Origin of the sequence: Candidatus Tokpelaia sp., assembly GCF_008636115.1 — a bacterium.
In the GTDB taxonomy this organism is placed as follows: domain Bacteria; phylum Pseudomonadota; class Alphaproteobacteria; order Rhizobiales; family Rhizobiaceae; genus QLZD01.
In genome coordinates this window covers 299546-315559 of sequence record NZ_QLZD01000033.1, presented here as the reverse complement: position 1 = coordinate 315559, position 16014 = coordinate 299546, and the positions used below count along the sequence as shown (strand labels likewise).

The 16014-nt window shown below is 51.9% G+C and carries 16 protein-coding genes and 1 pseudogene; 15 read left to right on the top strand and 2 right to left on the bottom strand.

Annotated features, from left to right (window positions below):
* The first annotated feature begins 125 nt into the window (after positions 1-125).
* The 8 genes and pseudogenes from DPQ22_RS08945 (at position 126) to DPQ22_RS07195 (ending at position 5421) form a co-directional block, all read left to right on the top strand.
* Positions 126-380 (top strand): hypothetical protein, encoded by a 255-nt coding sequence (locus tag DPQ22_RS08945; RefSeq protein WP_190323180.1) that lies wholly within the window; start codon positions 126-128, stop codon positions 378-380.
* 71 nt (positions 381-451) lie between these two features.
* Positions 452-664: a hypothetical protein gene (locus DPQ22_RS07225; protein ID WP_150214559.1), complete on the top strand. Its 213-nt coding sequence runs from the start codon at positions 452-454 to the stop codon at positions 662-664.
* Positions 665-723: 59 nt separating this feature from the next.
* Positions 724-1283 (top strand): annotated as a pseudogene (gene scpB, locus DPQ22_RS07220) (SMC-Scp complex subunit ScpB).
* Between the two features lie 249 nt (positions 1284-1532).
* On the top strand, positions 1533-1784 hold the full coding sequence (gene tatA / locus DPQ22_RS07215; protein ID WP_150214557.1) for a twin-arginine translocase TatA/TatE family subunit: 252 nt from the start codon (positions 1533-1535) through the stop codon (positions 1782-1784).
* 103 nt (positions 1785-1887) lie between these two features.
* A complete protein-coding gene (gene tatB, locus DPQ22_RS07210; RefSeq protein WP_150214555.1) occupies positions 1888-2487 on the top strand; it encodes a Sec-independent protein translocase protein TatB in 600 nt (199 codons plus the stop codon).
* Entirely contained in the window at positions 2487-3380 is an 894-nt protein-coding gene (gene tatC / locus DPQ22_RS07205) for a twin-arginine translocase subunit TatC (protein WP_150214553.1), read from the top strand. The genes tatB and tatC overlap by 1 nt, the downstream gene beginning before the upstream one ends.
* An 18-nt stretch (positions 3381-3398) precedes the next feature.
* Entirely contained in the window at positions 3399-4673 is a 1275-nt protein-coding gene (serS, locus tag DPQ22_RS07200) for a serine--tRNA ligase (RefSeq protein ID WP_150214551.1), read from the top strand.
* A gap of 79 nt (positions 4674-4752) precedes the next feature.
* Entirely contained in the window at positions 4753-5421 is a 669-nt protein-coding gene (locus tag DPQ22_RS07195; protein WP_150214549.1) for a protein-L-isoaspartate(D-aspartate) O-methyltransferase, read from the top strand.
* A 136-nt stretch (positions 5422-5557) separates the two neighbouring features.
* On the opposite strand, the gene DPQ22_RS07190 is transcribed toward DPQ22_RS07195, so the two are convergent.
* Positions 5558-6631 (bottom strand): YeiH family protein, encoded by a 1074-nt coding sequence (locus DPQ22_RS07190; RefSeq protein ID WP_150214547.1) that lies wholly within the window; start codon positions 6629-6631, stop codon positions 5558-5560.
* A gap of 245 nt (positions 6632-6876) precedes the next feature.
* Here DPQ22_RS07190 and alaS point away from each other — a divergent pair, with 245 nt between their 5' ends.
* The 6 genes from alaS to DPQ22_RS07160 all read left to right on the top strand — a co-directional run bounded on the left by alaS (position 6877) and on the right by DPQ22_RS07160 (position 14451).
* Positions 6877-9555, top strand: a complete 2679-nt coding sequence (gene alaS / locus DPQ22_RS07185) for an alanine--tRNA ligase (protein WP_150214545.1) — start codon at positions 6877-6879, stop codon at positions 9553-9555.
* An 84-nt stretch (positions 9556-9639) separates the two neighbouring features.
* Positions 9640-10587: an ACP S-malonyltransferase gene (gene fabD / locus DPQ22_RS07180; RefSeq protein WP_256371585.1), complete on the top strand. Its 948-nt coding sequence runs from the start codon at positions 9640-9642 to the stop codon at positions 10585-10587.
* Positions 10588-10720: 133 nt separating this feature from the next.
* Positions 10721-11458, top strand: coding sequence for a 3-oxoacyl-[acyl-carrier-protein] reductase (gene fabG, locus DPQ22_RS07175; protein WP_150214543.1), 738 nt, complete (start codon positions 10721-10723; stop codon positions 11456-11458).
* Between the two features lie 415 nt (positions 11459-11873).
* On the top strand, positions 11874-12110 hold the full coding sequence (locus tag DPQ22_RS07170) for an acyl carrier protein (RefSeq protein WP_150214541.1): 237 nt from the start codon (positions 11874-11876) through the stop codon (positions 12108-12110).
* Between the two features lie 104 nt (positions 12111-12214).
* Positions 12215-13477: a beta-ketoacyl-ACP synthase II gene (fabF, locus tag DPQ22_RS07165; protein ID WP_150214849.1), complete on the top strand. Its 1263-nt coding sequence runs from the start codon at positions 12215-12217 to the stop codon at positions 13475-13477.
* A 593-nt stretch (positions 13478-14070) separates the two neighbouring features.
* Complete coding sequence (locus DPQ22_RS07160; protein WP_150214538.1) at positions 14071-14451, top strand: hypothetical protein; 381 nt, start codon at positions 14071-14073, stop codon at positions 14449-14451.
* A 413-nt stretch (positions 14452-14864) separates the two neighbouring features.
* Here the strand turns inward: DPQ22_RS07160 and DPQ22_RS09290 are convergent, their stop codons facing one another.
* Entirely contained in the window at positions 14865-14996 is a 132-nt protein-coding gene (locus tag DPQ22_RS09290; protein ID WP_256371584.1) for a hypothetical protein, read from the bottom strand.
* A 40-nt stretch (positions 14997-15036) separates the two neighbouring features.
* Here DPQ22_RS09290 and DPQ22_RS07155 point away from each other — a divergent pair, with 40 nt between their 5' ends.
* Entirely contained in the window at positions 15037-15972 is a 936-nt protein-coding gene (locus DPQ22_RS07155) for a HEPN domain-containing protein (protein WP_150214536.1), read from the top strand.
* Positions 15973-16014 lie beyond the last annotated feature (42 nt).

Sequence of the window (16014 nt, the reverse complement as noted above, 5' to 3'; positions counted from 1 at the left end):
TCACTGCGGGCCGCAGCCGGCCAATATTTGCGTTTTATCGGGCAGGCGCGGGTTTTACAATTAGAGCAGGCGGGCGAATATTTGCAAATAGTCGCCCGGCTTATTTATATAAATCGCACCTGCTTTTGCCGCAGCAAGAGGAAGAAGCGGATAATGAGCGCCAATCAGCGGCATATTTGCGCTCTCAACTGGCGCGCCTGGCAGCTATGCGGGCGGCGGCCGAAAAATTATTTCAGCGCGATTTATTGGGTGAGGCGGTTTTCCCCGGCGGCTTGACAGAGGAAGCGACCCGGCCGGAGGCGGCACTATATCAGGAAAGTCTGTATGCCGTGCCGGCAGCCTATGCTAACGGGCAAAAAAACGGCATAGACTGCCGCTGAAACTGAGGGATAGGCGCAGTTTCCGGTCGCTGGCGCAGGCAAGGCTGGGCCTGACGGCTTTATTGCAGCGTGTGCCGCCGAGAGAAGGGCTGGATTTGAGGCAGGCTTGCGCCGGTCTTATTGCCGGGAAGCGCAGTCAAAGGGCAGGGCAGGGAGGGCGCAGCGCTTTGGCCGGCTCTTGTGCCGCCGGGCTGGAAATGGTGCGCAAATGCCGGGTGAAACTGCGCCGGAAGCGGGCTTTTGCGCCGTTTTATCTGCGCCTGAGAGAGGTTGACAGGGCATGAGCGCAAGCGGGTAAATAGCGGGGGAAGCCGGAGCAGCGCCGGCCGAATCGCCCTTACTGATGCGTATGCCGGAGGCACTGCTTTTTGCCGCCAGGGAGCCGCTATCGTTAAAAGCGCTGGCTCATAGGCTGCCGCCGGCCTATGCCGGGCAAAACCGGCAAATAAAAGCAGCTCTGGCAGCATTGGCAGACATATATAGCCGGCGTGGAGTGCGTTTGGTGCGGCGTGGGGAAGCTTATGCTTTTCGCCCGGCCGCAGATTTGCAATATTTGTTTACGCAAGAGGAAAAACAGGTAAAAAACTGTCACGCGCCGCGCGGGAAGTGCTGGCTGTTATTGCCTGTCATCAACCGTTAAGCCATGCCGGGCTGGAAGATATATGCGGGGTAGAAACTGCGCGCGGCACATTGGATATTTTGCTGGAAACGGGCTGGGTAAAGCTTGCCGGGCGGCGTGATGCTCCGGGCAGGCCGGTTCTTTACGGCATAAGCACTGCTTTTCTCGATTATTTCGGCCTGGCTGATAGTGCCGATTTACCGGGTTTGAAAGAGCTGGAAGGCGCCGGCCTGCTGTCATTTACTGCCCCATTTGAGGGTGAGAGCAGCAATGAAGCCGAATAATACCGGCGCTTGAGGCGGAAAGAGAAGGCTTTGAGGCGGTAAAAAGCAACTGAGGAGCTTGAAAAATAGAGAACGGGCTTTCTTAAATCCTGTAAATCGGTTAAGAATAGAGCCTGTCCGCGGCAGTTTTGGGCAAATTCTGCCGGCCGGGAAATATGAGCCAGCGGATTTATTGCCTGGCCGGCGGGCTGCCTTATGGCTGCCCTGTCAGCTTGCAGTAAAATCCGGCAGAATTCAGGAGGCCGCCTAATGGGCAATCTTTTTTCACCGACACATTTGCTTGTTATTTTATTGATTTGCCTCATTCTGTTCGGGCGCGGCAAAATTTCAGAATTTATGGGGGATTTTGCCAAAGGTATCAAGAGCTTCAAAAAAGGCTTGAGCGAAGATGAAGACCAGACGCAAAGGCCGCATAATCGGCTTGATGATGATCATATTCGCGGGCAGGCACAAAGCGAGCAAGCGAAGTCACATAGGCCGGCAGATAATGAGCCGCGCTAAGAGCTGATAGAGCAGCCGGCTTAAAAGACGGGCCGGTTGAGAAAAGCCGCTGCTGTTCCGCCCGTCGGGCGGTGCGGGCGGAAATTTTTAAAGCAGCAAATATATGTTCGGCATAGATGGAATTGAATTCCTGGTGATTATTCTGGTGGCGATTATGGTTATCGGCCCTGGAGATATGCCCAAAATGTTGCGCGCTTTTGCCCAGGCTACGGCGCGTATGCGGGCTTTGGCGCAGGAATTCCGCGGCCATTTTGATGATGCCATGCGTCAGGCCGATATGCAGGAGACTGTAGACAGCCTGAAAACAATGAGCGACAGCGTCCGAGAGCTGGATCCGCGCCGGAAATTGCGCGAATTTTATGCATCTCTGGAAAATGAAACTATATTGGAAAAAGAGCAGCGTCTGCAAGCGGAAGAATTTGCCGCAAAAGCCCGGCCCGCTGAGAAAAAACCGGCCGAGGCGAAACTCAGGCCGGTGCAGACAGGGCGAAAAACCGGCCAACAGGCCGAACCGGTGGGAGATTTCACCCGGTGCCATGCCGGCGAGGGGGAGGCCTGGCCACAGGACAGCAATATTGACAGGCTGGCCGCTTATGCGGTGGAGGGCCGCAGCTTTTTTACACTTTATCCTTTGGAGCGGCAGGCAGTGAAAAATAATGCGATTAAGGCGGCTGCTTCTGCCCGGCGGGAAAGCGAGGAATAATGGCAGTATTTTCTCGCAATAAAGCAGCTAAATCGCTGTCGGATCGCGGCGCCCCTGAAGGCGCGGCGGCAGCGGGCAAGACGGCCGGTCAAAAAAGCGCCGATTATGATGAAATTGCCGCCAGTCAGGCACCGCTGCTCGACCATCTGGTAGAATTGCGGCAACGGTTAATCCGCTCTTTTATCGCCTTTGCTCTGGCTTTTTTGCTGTGCTTTGCCGTTAAAAATTATATTCTGGAGTTTTTATTATTTCCCTATCAATGGGCGATAAAATTTTCCGGTGCCAATCCTGCCAATATGATGCTGCAATCTACCACCGTGCTGGAGACATTTGCCGCCAAAATGAAAATTGCCGCTTTTGGCGCGGTTATACTGGCTTTTCCGGTCATGGCTTTTCAGCTTTACCGCTTTATCGCACCCGGCCTTTATAAAAAAGAGCGGGCGGCTTTTTTGCCGTTTTTATGTGCCTCGCCGCTGTTGTTTTTGCTTGGCGCGGCTTTTGTCTATTGTTTAATAGCGCCGCTGCTTTTATGGTTCAGCCTGTCGCAGCAGCAGTTAACGCCGTCTATCGCCATTCATTTTATTGCCAGAATTTCCGATTATCTGGATTTTATTATTTCCTTTACCCTGATATTCGGCCTTATTTTCCAGTTGCCGGTTATTACTTCATTGCTGGTGCGGGTGGGGCTGCTTACAGCAGGGCATTTGGTGGCGCTGCGCAAATGGGAAATTGTGATTTCCTTTATTATTGCAGCGGCGGTAACCCCTTCTGATCTTTTCAGCATGTTCGGCCTTGCCTTGCCTTTGGTTCTGCTTTACGAAATTTCCATTATATTGGCGCGTAGAATAGAAAAAAGGCGGGCGGTCAGGCAAAGCCCGGTTTTAAAAACATGATAATGAACAGGGGAAATAATGCTTGATATAAAATGGATAAGAGAAAATGCCAAAGCTCTGGACGAAGCTTTGGCAGCACGCAATATTGCGCCACGATCGAGTTTTTTGCTGGAACTGGATAAAAAGCGGCGCGCCCATATTGCCCTTTTGCAGGATATGCAAACGCGGCGCAATCGTGTTTCCGGCGAAATCGGTCGCGCTCAGGCGGCCGGCAATCAGGCTCAAGGCGATATTTTAAAGCAGGAAATGGCGGCTTTAAAGACTGATATGGTCGCAGCGGCAGATGATGACCGCCGGTTAAGCGCCGCTTTTGACGAGATTTTGGCTGAATTGCCTAATATTCCGGCGGCAGATGTGCCTTTCGGGCGTGATGAAAAAGATAATGTGGAATTGCACCGTTTTGGCCGGCTGCCGGAGTTTGACTTTCTGCCAAAAGAGCATTTTGAGCTGGGCGAGGCGCTGGGGCTGATGAATTTTGAGCGGGCGGCCCGGCTTTCCGGCGCGCGCTTTACCGTTTTGTCCGGCGCTTTGGCGCAGATGGAGCGGGCGCTGGGGCAGTTTATGCTTGATATGCACACGCGCGAGCATGGCTATTGTGAAGTCTCAGTGCCGCTGCTGGTGCGTGATGAAGCTGTTTTTGGCACGGCGCAATTACCCAAATTTGCCGAAGATTTGTTTCAGACACTGGACGGCCGCTGGCTTATCCCGACAGCCGAAGTGCCGCTGACTAATCTGGTCAATGGTGAAATTGTGGAAAAAGCGGCTTTGCCTTTGCGTTTTGCCGCTCTTGGCCCGTGCTTCCGCTCTGAAGCCGGCTCTGCCGGGCGTGATACGCGCGGTATGCTGCGCCAGCACCAGTTCTGGAAAGTAGAAATGGTTGTCATTACCACAGCGGAAGAATCAGCAGCGGAGCATGAGCGTATGACGCATTGCGCTGAGGCGGTATTAAAGAAATTGGGCCTGCCTTTCCGCACTCAGGTTTTATGCAGCGGTGATATGGGTTTTAGCGCCCGCAAAACTTATGATATTGAAGTCTGGCTGCCGGGGCAAAAACAGTATAGGGAGATTTCCAGTTGCTCAAATTGCGGTGATTTTCAGGCGCGGCGCATGAATGCGCGTTATCGGCTCGAGGGTGAAAAGGGGCTGCAATTTGTCCATACGCTAAACGGCTCCGGCACAGCGGTGGGGCGCTGCCTGATTGCGGTAATGGAAAATTATCAGCAAAAGGACGGCACTATCAGTATTCCTGAGGTTTTGCAGCCCTATATGGGCGGTCTTGATCATATTGGCTAAAAGAGCGGCCCGGCCGGCGGCTGCGCCGGCCTGTTATTGGCCGCCGAAGCAGGGATTGACCGGTTTTTGAGGATATAGAATGGCGGCAGAAAATCCGGCTGATAAACAGATAAAGGGGGAGGCTTTTATCAGCCTGTTTATGCGCCTGCGCGCTAAAGGGGTTGAAGATTCGCGCCTTTTCTCTGCCCTGGAAAAAACGCCGCGGTATTATTTTGTTGAGGCGAAATATAAAAATCTGACACTGGCTAATTGTGTGCTGCCGATAGAATGCGGCGAATATATTGAGCGGCTTGATGAGCAGTTGCGCATTATCCAGGCCTTGCGGCTTGAGCCAAAGCACCGGGTGCTGGAAGTGGGGACAGGCTCCGGTTTCAGTGCGGCTTTAATGGCGCTGCTGGCCTTGCGTGTGACAAGTCTGGAGCGTTACAAGACTTTGTGTGAGCGGGCGCGGCAGAATTTTCTGGCGCTGGGGCGGGGGAATATTATCCTGCGCCATGCCGATGCCTTACAGGAGCGGCAGGATAGCGGGCCTTTTGACCGCATTATTTTATGGCCGGCTATCGAGCAGGAGCCGCGGCGCTTTATTGACCTGCTGGCGGGTAACGGCCTGTTGATTGCCCCGATAGGAGCGGCAGAGGGCGAGCAAATGCTGATATGTTATCACAAGACCGGCAGCCGTTTTGAGACAAGTGAGCTTTTCCCCGTGCGCTATTTGCCAATAGTGCCGGGCATTGCCGCAATGCTTTAGGGGCAGTATTTTACGCCTTAACTTAAACAGGCATAATAATAAGAGCGGCAGAGATTGTGCGGGTGAATGAGCCTGTGAAGCTGATTATAACCGCAATCATATTAAAGCGCCTCCCTATATTCTTATATAAAGAAGTTTAAAGTTTCAGAATAATAAAATTGATAAATCCGCCGCCAATAAGCAGAAACAAAAATAAGGCAAAAGCCAGCGCCAGCGGTCTTGTTCCCGCCTGGCGAATAGAGCTGTAATGCGTGCGCAGGCCCAAAGCCGCCATGGCCATGGTTAATAATAATGTGCCGGTAATTTGCAAAAAACGCAGTAAAGCAGCCGGCATAATATGTAATGAAGCAATGACAGAAGCCAGCACAAAAAACAGGGCAAACCACGGAATGAGGATTTTGCCTCGGTTGCCTTCGTTGGCGCCGGCTGTCAGACCCGCTTTTGCCGTTTTTCTTGTCCTCCATCTGGCTTGCCAGGCAGATAAAAGCAATAAAAACGGCACCAGCAGCATAACGCGAATCATTTTGACAATAATGGCATTTGCCGCTGTTTCTTCACTCACCGCTTTGCCTGCGGCCGCAACTTGCGCCACTTCATGCACGGTAGAGCCGATATAAATGCCGAATTGCCGGGAATCAAAACCCAGATAAGGGTAAAGCAACGGATATAAAAACAGGCTTATAGTGCCGAAAACCACGGTAGCAGCCACAGCAAGGCTCACTTTCGGCGGCGGCGTTTTCAGCACCGGCTCAACAGCCATTATCGCTGCCACTCCGCATATGGCGCTGCCGGTGCTGATTAAAATACTGCTTTCTTTATCCAGCCCAAACAGTTTTGGCCCCAGCAACAGGCCGAAGAAAAACACGGCGCTTACCATAATTATGTCAATAATAATGCCGCGGCCGCCGACAGCGCCGATTTCCTGCAAGGTTATGCCAAAACCATATAAAATAATGCCAAGTCGCAAAAATCTGTTTTTGGCAAAATCTACGCCCCGGCCGGTTGAAAGGGCGAGCCTGGCAAAAAATGTATTACCGACAAGCATGCCGATGATAATGGCAAGAGTCAGGGAGCCAAACCCGGCTTTGGCAAAAAACGGCATTTGTGCCAGAAAAAAGCTGATACAGGCCAGAACAGCCGTAAAAACAATACCGCAAACTACCGTAAAGCCGGCAGAGTATTTTGGCGGCAGGCCGGGCATAACAGGCATAATCAGATTTCCTTATGAGCTGTATCATTGCGCCAATCAGGCAGTTTTATAATATTGAAAAGCGGTTTTCCTCAAGCTTTTTTACTGTTTTGCAGCAATATCTTGCAGAGGGGCGTTTTTTTTCGTAAAAAAAGCAGAGTTATTGTGCCAAAATGGCCTGTTGCGGCCAAGGTCGCAAACCGGCTTTGGCACAGACGGCAGGCGGCGATTTAAAGGCAGATTTTGTTGAAAAATAAGGTGCTTTGATGAAAAGCGTTAATGAAATTCGCGCTGTTTTTCTGGATTATTTTCGCCGTCAGGGGCATGAAATTGTGCCCTCAGCGCCGCTGGTGCCGCGCAATGATCCAAGCCTGATGTTCACCAATGCCGGTATGGTGCCGTTCAAAAACGTGTTTACCGGTTTGGAAAAACGCCCTTACAGGCGGGCAACTTCGGCGCAAAAATGTGTGCGTGCCGGCGGCAAGCATAATGATTTGGATAATGTCGGTTATACGGCGCGCCATCATACTTTTTTTGAAATGCTCGGCAATTTTTCCTTTGGTGATTATTTCAAGGAAGAGGCGATTTATCATGCCTGGAATGTGTTGACCAAAGAATTTGAACTGAAGCCGGAAAAGCTGCTGGTCACTATTTATCATACAGATGATGAGGCTGCCGCTTTCTGGAAAAAAATTGCCGGTCTGCCTGATAATAAAATTATCCGCATTGCCACTGCGGATAATTTTTGGGCGATGGGCGATACCGGCCCATGTGGTCCGTGCTCAGAGATTTTTTATGATCATGGCGATAAAATTTTTGGCGGCCCCCCCGGCAGCGCCGATGAAGACGGCGATCGGTTTATTGAAATCTGGAATCTCGTTTTTATGCAATATGAGCAGGTGGCCCCCGGTGAGCGGCGCGATCTGCCGCACCCTTCTATTGATACCGGCATGGGGCTGGAGCGTATTGCCGCTGTTTTGCAAAATGTGCATGATAATTATGATATTGATCTGTTCCGCGCGCTTATCCACGCTTCTGAGCAGGCGACCGGCGTCAAGGCTGTCGGTGAGTGGCAGGCCAGTCACCGTGTCATTGCCGATCATTTGCGTTCTTCCGCTTTTTTGATTGCTGACGGTGTTTTGCCTGCCAATGAAGGGCGCGGCTATGTTTTGCGCCGCATTATGCGGCGCGCTATGCGTCACGCGCAGTTATTGGGGGCAAAAGAGCCGCTATTATGGCGGTTATTGCCGGTTCTGGTGCAGGAAATGGGGCAGGCTTATCCGGAGCTTATTCGGGCGCAGGCGCTGATTGCCGAGACCTTGCAGCTGGAAGAAAAGCGTTTTCGCAAAACTTTGGAGCGCGGCTTGAGCCTGCTTGATGATGAGTCCGCCGGTCTGGCTGCGGGTGACAGTCTGGCCGGTGATATTGCTTTCCGGCTTTATGATACTTACGGTTTTCCGCCGGATTTGACGCAAGATGCCTTGCGCCGCCGCAATATTGGCGTGGATATGGCCGGCTTTGATAAAGCCATGGCCCGGCAAAAAGCTGAGGCGCGCCGTCATTGGGCCGGCTCGGGTGAGGCAGCGACAGAGGCTGTCTGGTTTGGCCTGCGCGATAAATTGGGCGCTGTTGAATTTTTGGGCTATGATACGGACAAAGCAGAGGCGGCGATAACGGCTTTGCTGCGCAACGGGGAGGAAGTTGCTTCCGTCAAAGCCGGGCAGGCTGCCGCAGTTTTATGCAATCAGACGCCGTTTTATGCGGAATCCGGCGGGCAAATCGGCGACACCGGCACAATTTCAGGCAAAAATTTTCTGTTCAAGGTAGAAAATACCCGGAAAAAAGCTGACGGTCTGATTGTTCATTTCGGCACAGTGGCAAAAGGCACAATAAAAACCGGAGATACGGCCGAATTGGCGATTGATGCGCCACGGCGCCTTGCTGTTCGCCGCAATCATTCGGCCACGCATTTATTGCATGAGGCTTTGCGCCGTGTTTTGGGGAATCATGTGGCGCAAAAGGGGGCACTGGTCAGTGATGAGCGTCTGCGTTTTGATTTTTCGCACCCTAAACCGCTGACAAAGCAGGAAATAACTGAGATTGAGGCCTTGGCCAATAGCTTTATCCTGCAAAATACGCCGGTGCAGACGCGGATTATGGCGCTTGATGAGGCGCGTGCTTTGGGCGCGCGGGCGCTGTTTGGCGAAAAATATGGTGATGAAGTGCGGGTTGTCTCAATGGGTCTGGCGGAAGCAGGGGGGCTGCCGGAAACGGGCTCTAAACCGGCGCCGGCATGGTCGATAGAATTATGTGGCGGCACCCATGTGCGGCAAACAGGCGATATTGGCCTGCTGCATATTATCACTGAGGGGGCGGTTGCTGCCGGTCAGCGGCGGATTGAGGCTTTGACCGGGGCGGCGGCGCGCCGCTATTTGGCCGGGCAGGACGAAATAGCGCAAGCCGCTGCCGCGGCACTGAAAACAGCGCCGCGCAATGTGGCGGAGCGTTTGGCTGTTGTGCTGGAAGAGCGCCGCAAGCTGGAAAAAGATTTGCAGGAAGCGCGCAAAAAGCTGGCTTTAGGCGGGGTCGGTGATAATGCAGAAAAAGTAGAAATGATTAACGGCCTGCCCTTTATGGCAAAAATAGTGGCAGGCATGGGGTCGCGTGAGCTGAAATCGCTGGCAGATCAAGCCAAAAGTCAGATAAAATCAGGCATTGTGGTTTTTATCGGCCTGGCGGAAGATAAAAAAGCTGTCCTGACTATTGGCGTGACGCAAGATAAGACGAAACTTGTCAGTGCTGTGGATCTGGTGCGTATCGGTGCCGCGGCGCTGGGCGGCACGGGTGGCGGCGGCCGCGCCGATATGGCGCAGGCCGGCGGGCCGCAGGGTGACAAGGCCGAGCAGGCGATTGCCGCTATTCGCCGCAAACTGGCGAGCCTTTAATCTTTGTTGCGTTTGATGGGCAATATGAAACGGATCAAATAGCCGGGGCAGAAGAGCAAAATTTGAAGAAATGGGGCTGATCTTTTGACAAAAAAAGCTTTTATTTTTCCAGGGCAGGGCAGTCAGAGTGTCGGTATGGGCAAAGCGCTGGCTGAAAATTTTGCCGCCGCGCGTTATGTGTTTGAGGAAGTTGATGAAGCGCTTAAGCAGAAACTCTCGAGCATTATATTTACCGGCCCGGAAGAAGAGCTGACTTTAACCGCCAATGCACAGCCGGCTTTAATGGCTGTTTCTCTTGCCGTTTTGCGGATAATGGAAGCACAGGGGCTGGTTCTGGCTGATAAAATCGCTTATGTTGCCGGTCATTCTTTGGGAGAATATTCGGCTTTATGCGCGGCGGGTGCCTTTTCTGTGGCGGAAACGGCGCGGCTATTGCGTATTCGCGGCAATGCCATGCAGGCTGCTGTTCCGGCCGGGCAGGGGGCTATGGCGGCGATTATTGGCCTGGATAATGCAGTGATTGCCGCTTTATGCCGTGAGGTTGCTTTTTTCGGCATTTGCCAGATTGCCAATGATAATGGCGGCGGGCAAACTGTCATTTCGGGGGCAAAGCGCGCAGTAGAAGAGGTTGTTTTGCGGGCGCAGCAAAAGGGGGCCAGGCGAGCTTTATTATTGCCCGTTTCGGGGCCTTTTCATTCGGCTTTAATGGAGCCGGCCGCCAATATTATGAAAGAATCGCTGGCAAAAGCTGAGAAAAAGCCGCCATCTGTGCCGCTTATTGCCAATATTTCGGCGGCGCCTGAAACAAATAGTGACAGAATCGCCGCTTTATTGGTTGAGCAAATAACCGGCCTGGTGCGCTGGCGGGAAATAATGGAATGGTTTGCTGCCCATAATGTGCATGAAATTTATGAAATCGGCGCCGGCCGGGTTCTGACCGGTCTGGCAAAGCGCAGCGGTCAAGATCTGTCTGCAATGGCTGTCGGCACACCGGGAGAAATAGAAAAAGCGCTGGCAAGCCTTTTGGCCTGAATGTTCGGCCATTGACATGCGGGGTAAAGAGCCTGTTTGCACATAAGGCAGATTGTCGGCGGGCAAGAGGGCGCGGAAAATGCAAAGCCTGTTAATTATATAAGCCCGTTAATATTTATTGAGCGAGGAAATAATGTTTAAGCTTGAAGGACGAAAAGCCCTGATTACAGGAGCAAGCGGCGGTATTGGTGAGGCTATTGCCCGGCAGTTTTATGCTCAAGGTGCCATTATCGGCCTGCACGGCACGCGCGCCGACAGGCTGGCCGCTCTGGCAGAAGAACTGGGGGAGAGAGCGCATATTTTCCCCGCCAATCTGGCTGAGCGCGCGGCGGTAAAACTGCTGGCAGAAAAAGTGACGGCCGCTTTTGGCGAGCTGGATATTCTGGTTAATAATGCCGGTATCACGCGTGACAGCCTGTTGGTGCGTATGCGTGATGAAGATTGGGATCAGGTTCTTGCTGTCAACCTGACCGCTGTTTTTAGCCTGACGCGGGAATTTGTCCATGCCATGATGCGCCGCCATTATGGCCGCATTATCAATATTACTTCTATTGTCGGGGTTATCGGCAATGCCGGGCAGGCGAATTATTGTGCGGCCAAGGCCGGGCTTATCGGTTTTTCCAAAGCTTTGGCGCAGGAAATTGCCGCCCGCAATGTGACGGTAAACTGCATAGCTCCCGGTTTTATCAAATCGGCGATGACTGATAAGCTCAGCGATAAAATCAAGGAGAATTTGCTGGATAAAATTCCGGCAAAGCGCATGGGCAATGGTGATGATATTGCTTCTGCCGCTGTTTATCTTGCGGCGGAAGAGGCCGCTTATATAACCGGGCAGACATTGCATATTAATGGCGGTATGGCAATGATTTAGCCAATATTTGCCGATAATTTCGGCAGGATTTCCCGGCAGAAATCTGTTGCCGGCCGGGTGAGATAAAGCAAAGGGGCGAAAAGGCAGAAAAAAGCCGGTAATTCGGGGTAAGCATTGGTATCGGGTTAAAATTCCTTTGCTTATTATTTTAAGTCGTGCTAAGGCGCGCAAAGCGGCTCATATGATTTCCGTGCCGATTGCAGATTATATTGGCGGGAGATGAGTGAGCTGCGGGGAATTATGTGATCAGGCAGAGGGCGGCATGAGTTCCGCTTCCCTGCCGTTTAGTGTCCGCCGGCGGGTTTTCTGTGCCGAGAAAACTGTGTTATAAGCTTTGTTTGCGGCATTTATGGCTTGATTAAAATAATCCATGCGGCTACTCATGGGTAAATATGGTTTAAATTGAGGTTTTGACATGAGTGATACACAAGAGCGCGTGAGAAAGATTGTCGTTGAGCATTTGGGGGTTGACGCCGATAAAGTAACCGAGGGTGCGAGTTTTATCGACGATCTTGGTGCCGACAGCCTTGATACGGTTGAACTTGTTATGGCTTTTGAAGAGGAATTCGGGGTTGAAATTCCCGATGATGCGGCTGAGACGATTTTGACAGTTGGTGATGCTGTCAAATTTATCGATAAAGCTTCCGCCTGACAGGCTGGAAAACGGGGCCGTAAAAACGGGTTCTTTCTGTAAACTTCGTTTGTGCCGCGTGGTGCCGCCTTATTGTTTTTGTTGCTGACAGGCTGTTGCTTATGATGAGACGCGTCGTCATTACCGGTTTGGGGCTGGTTTCGCCTCTGGCCGGTAATGTTGAAGAGAGTTGGCAGAGGCTTCTTGCGGGGCGTAGCGGTGCGCGCCGCATAAATGAATTTGATGTGGAAGATTTGCCGTGTCAGATTGCTTGCCGTATCCCTTTGGGAGACGGCACAAATGGCAGTTTTAATGCCGATTTATATATGGATCCGAAAGAGCAGCGTAAGGTTGACCCTTTTATTGTCTATGCTATGGCGGCGGCCGATCAGGCGCTAAATGACGCGGATTGGCACCCGGAAACAGAAAAAGACCAGATAGTCTCAGGCACAATGATAGGCTCCGGCATTGGCGGCGTCGAGGGTATTGTTGAAGCGGGCTATACATTGCGCGATCGCGGGGCGCGGCGGATTTCGCCGTTTTTTATCCCCGGGCGGCTTATTAACCTGGCTTCGGGTTATGTATCGATAAAACATCATTTGCGCGGGCCAAATCATGCGGTTGTAACCGCCTGTTCCACCGGCTCACATGCTATTGGCGATGCGGCGCGTCTTATTGCTTTGGGTGATGCCGATATTATGGTGGCCGGCGGCGCAGAATCGCCGGTTAACCGTATTTCCATGGCGGGCTTTGCCGCCTGCCGGGCGCTTTCTACTGCCTATAATGCCGAGCCGGAGCGGGCTTCTCGCCCTTATGATCGGGATCGGGACGGTTTTGTTATGGGCGAAGGTGCGGCTATTCTGGTTCTGGAAGAGCTGGAGCACGCCAAAAAGCGCGGTGCCAAAATTTATGCCGAAATTATCGGCTACGGCCTTTCGGGCGATGCGCATCATATTACGGCGCCGGCTGAAGACGGTAACGGGGCAGAGCGGTGTATGCGCGCTGCCATTAAACGGGCCGCTATCAAGCCTGAAGCTATTGATTATATCAATGCTCACGGCACTTCCACTATGGCAGATACTATTGAGCTGGCGGCGGTTGAGCGGGTTATGGGCAAAGCGGTTGACAGAGTTTCCATGTCATCGGTCAAATCTTCTATCGGCCATTTATTGGGCGCGGCCGGTGCTGCCGAAGCGATTTTTTCTGTCCTGGCTATTCGTGATAATATTGCCCCGGCGACATTAAATCTGGATAATCCCTCGGTTGAAACAAAAATTGATCTTGTGCCGCATAAAGCGCGGCCGCGCAAAATTGATGTGGTTTTGTCTAATTCTTTTGGCTTTGGCGGCACAAATGCCTCGCTGATTATGCGCCGTTATCAGGCTTGATTTATAGTGGCGATAAAGCAGATTTGCCGGCAGAAGCCGGGCAGAAAATTTGCCAAATCCGGGTGAGCGTGTTTTGCTGTTTTGCAGCTAATATTGTCAGCTAAAAAGGCAAATGCGGTTGCGCCGCGGCCAATTTGCGCGCACAGGATCCCATTATAATAATATCGCGTCAGAAAAACAGGGCAGGCGCAGCGTAACGCCGGATTGGTCTCTCCCACCCATTATAGCGGCTTGCTGTCAGGCGGTGGGCGTGTTGCTGTTTTTTGTCTCTGTTATTTGCTTATTGTGGCCGGGTAGAGCATAGCTTGCGCTTTGCCTGCCGGCGGGCGCTATCTGCTGTTTTGTGCGCGCAGGAGCCGGCTTTGGCGGCATGAGTGCCTCACTGATTATGCGTCACTGTCAGCCTATGGTCTTATAGTGCAGAAATTGTGCCGAATCCTTGCCTTTAACCTTTGCTCCCGATAAACAGCTTTATATAGATTGCCTTTTTATAAATTGTCTCACCATTGCTTTGATGTTGCAGCTACCATGATTGATGACCCCGATAAGTGATACTTGTCTTTGCCGTGTTGCTCATGCGCAATATCAGAGAAATGAAAATAAAAGATTCGCAGAAAACCTTAAGGGTATGGCTTACCGAAAAGCTGCAAGAACACGGCTATGGGGTTGCGGCGGCCTTGGCTCGAGCGTTAAGCACAGATAGTGCCTCTATTATGCCTATGCAAAAACCGCCAACCGGCAGAAGTCATTGTGGAATTACAGGAGACGAGCTTGTAAAAATGGCGGAGTTTTTTGGCGAAATCCCGCCGGGCTTTGCTTCTGTCGCTATTTATCCTTCTCAGTGCGAGTTTTTGGACTTGGCGCGCAACTTATCGAAGGAAGAGACTGATTGGCTTTTGCCCTCTGTGAAAGTTTTACACCAACAAATTTCAAAAGCTCCGCTGTCTCTTTCTCGGAAAGGGGAGAAAAAATAATGCGTGTTAATTCGCGCTTATTGTCTATACTGCAATGCTTGCTGCATAGAGCAAAGGCGGCGTTGCGGCTTGGCCGCATTTCCTGATAGGCTATACTGGCGCTGTGCTGTCATTGGGCAGTTTGGCCGGCGCAGCTTGGCTGCATTTTGCACAGCTCACGCGCGCCTGTTCTTTATTGCGCCCGCCGCCACAGGGTCGAGCGTCCAAACCGGGCGCTGTTTGCACGGCTTACGCGCGCCCCTTCGGTTTCTGATAGGCTGGTGTTGGTTTTACCGCTATTTCAAGTGCAAGGTGCCATTGGTTAATTGGGTTCTACAGAGAAAGCCTGATTATAGAGGCCTTTATCCCGGAGGTGCTGCGGTTTTCGGCCTGCTTTTGCAAAAACTATGCTCAAACCGGGCGCCTTTGTCATACTACGCCGGGCCTGTCTTTTTACGCCCGCCGCCACAGGGTCGAGCGTCCAGGCCGGGCGCATGGCGGCCAAAGCTCTTGTCTTTGCGGCAAAAACCGGTGCCGGCGGTAAATAATTTTGCATAAGTCCGCACATTATCTTGCCTGTATCTCCTGCCGGTTTTACAAAAGATTATGCTTATTGATGAAAATGCACTGGAAGAGCGTTTGCGCCATTTGCCGCCGCGCCGGCGGCGGGAGCTGGCCTATGTCGTCAAGCTGCTGCTGGAAAATTTCCAGCCGGCAAAACTGCCGCAGGCGAGCCAGGCCCTGCGCCGCGGCCGGATTTTAAAAATTATCCTGTTTGGCTCTTATGCCCGCGGCAAGCAGGTGATAGACCGCAAAAGCGGCTATAATTCCGATTATGATTTGCTGATTATTGTCAATAATAAGGAAGCGGCAGCACCGGAAAACTGGTATCATGTGGAAGGGGTTTTGCTGCGCGAAGAGCTGGTGCTCAAGCGGATAAACGTGCCGGTCGAGTTTATTGTCCATAGCTATTATGATGTGAATGCCCAGCTTAAAATCGGCCGGCCTTTCTTTCTCGATATTTTGCGAGACGGCATGACGCTTTATGCTGAGCCAGGCTACCGGCTGGCCACCCCCGGCAATATGACAGAAAAACAGCAATATGAAGAGGCGCAGAAATATTTTAACGAATATTACGGAACCTCTCTATGGCGGCTGGAACTTGCCAAAATCTCTTTACGTCAATCAAAAGGCGTAATGGGCACAGCTATGAGGATTGCTGCTTTTGAAGCCCATCAAGCCACGGAAAGCATTTATCATTGCCTGCTATTAACACTAACGCTTTACAGCCCCAAGCTGCATAATTTGCGTAAATTGCGCTCAATGACCAATGCGCTGGCGCCGGAACTGGCCACTGTCTGGCCGCAGGACAAGCGCGCCTATAAGCGCTGTTTTGAGCTGTTGCGCCGCGCTTATGTTGAGGGGCGCTATTCGCCGCATTATAAAATCACCGCTCTGCAGTTACAATGGCTGTTTAGCCGCATTGAAACCTTGCAGGAACGTGTCCGGCAAATTTGTGAGGCGCATTTGCAAAAGGTATGAAAATTTATTTGCCGTAAAATCTATTGTCAAACTTGCCTGCCG

Excerpts from the sequence above, each read along its gene's own strand:
- DPQ22_RS07170 (WP_150214541.1), top strand. The coding sequence starts at position 11,874 with ATGAGTGATACACAAGAGCGCGTGAGAAAGATTGTCGTTGAGCATTTG.
- tatA (WP_150214557.1), top strand. The coding sequence starts at position 1,533 with ATGGGCAATCTTTTTTCACCGACACATTTGCTTGTTATTTTATTGATT.
- DPQ22_RS07190 (WP_150214547.1), bottom strand. The coding sequence starts at position 6,631 with ATGCCTGTTATGCCCGGCCTGCCGCCAAAATACTCTGCCGGCTTTACG.
- fabF (WP_150214849.1), top strand. The coding sequence starts at position 12,215 with ATGAGACGCGTCGTCATTACCGGTTTGGGGCTGGTTTCGCCTCTGGCC.
- tatC (WP_150214553.1), top strand. The coding sequence starts at position 2,487 with ATGGCAGTATTTTCTCGCAATAAAGCAGCTAAATCGCTGTCGGATCGC.
- serS (WP_150214551.1), top strand. The coding sequence starts at position 3,399 with ATGCTTGATATAAAATGGATAAGAGAAAATGCCAAAGCTCTGGACGAA.
- DPQ22_RS07160 (WP_150214538.1), top strand. The coding sequence starts at position 14,071 with ATGAAAATAAAAGATTCGCAGAAAACCTTAAGGGTATGGCTTACCGAA.
- DPQ22_RS07155 (WP_150214536.1), top strand. The coding sequence starts at position 15,037 with ATGCTTATTGATGAAAATGCACTGGAAGAGCGTTTGCGCCATTTGCCG.
- tatB (WP_150214555.1), top strand. The coding sequence starts at position 1,888 with ATGTTCGGCATAGATGGAATTGAATTCCTGGTGATTATTCTGGTGGCG.
- alaS (WP_150214545.1), top strand. The coding sequence starts at position 6,877 with ATGAAAAGCGTTAATGAAATTCGCGCTGTTTTTCTGGATTATTTTCGC.
- fabG (WP_150214543.1), top strand. The coding sequence starts at position 10,721 with ATGTTTAAGCTTGAAGGACGAAAAGCCCTGATTACAGGAGCAAGCGGC.
- DPQ22_RS07195 (WP_150214549.1), top strand. The coding sequence starts at position 4,753 with ATGGCGGCAGAAAATCCGGCTGATAAACAGATAAAGGGGGAGGCTTTT.